Source organism: Cellulomonas citrea, from assembly GCF_009829685.1.
In the GTDB taxonomy this organism is placed as follows: Bacteria; Actinomycetota; Actinomycetes; order Actinomycetales; family Cellulomonadaceae; genus Cellulomonas; species Cellulomonas citrea.
The window spans coordinates 1-552 of sequence record NZ_VWSD01000378.1 but is presented as its reverse complement, the minus strand read 5'-3'; the positions used below and the strand labels follow the sequence as shown (position 1 = coordinate 552).

The following is a 552-nucleotide window of genomic DNA, read 5'->3' as shown; positions in this document are numbered from 1 at the left end:
CGCTGGGCGGAAATCCGAAGTAGCGCTTGCAGAACCGTTCGAAAGTGCGTGGGTTATTGCCTGCCATCGCAGCCAAGCGGGCGACGGATGTGGCATCGGGGGACATGATGCCGAGGTGTACGGCATGGACGGTACTCTCCGCTGCCGGGCGCTTGCCCAGCAGCAATCGCAGCGTTTCGTTGATCAGCGCAACGCCTTTCTCGATATCGTCGCCATCCTCGCGCAGCGTGTCGAGCATCTTCTTCAGCGAGGGAGCGATATCGGCGACCGCCGCTTCGGTGAAACTGTTCGCCATGTCACTGGCCGGTTTCCCGATCACCCGCGCCCAGCCTGCCGGGGAAAGGCCGATGCCCCAGAACTTGCCACCTTCGATCCGAAGGTGCGTGACGCGATCGGTCGGGCCGGAAACCACCGCAGGCGGAACCTGCACCAGCGGATCATCGCCGATCCCCGCCAGATAGGTATTGGCACGCCCTGTCCTGAGGTTCGCTTCCTCGGGAGGAAGCCAATCCTCCACGACGATACCCTCCTCGACTTCGGTGTGATCATATC

The 552-nt window shown here is 62.5% G+C and carries 1 protein-coding gene; it reads right to left on the bottom strand.

Features of this window, described 5'->3' with window-relative positions; all coding sequences use genetic code 11:
• A partial coding sequence (locus F2B26_RS16840; RefSeq protein ID WP_201292826.1) for a helix-turn-helix domain-containing protein occupies window positions 1-552 on the bottom strand: 552 nt, incomplete at both ends.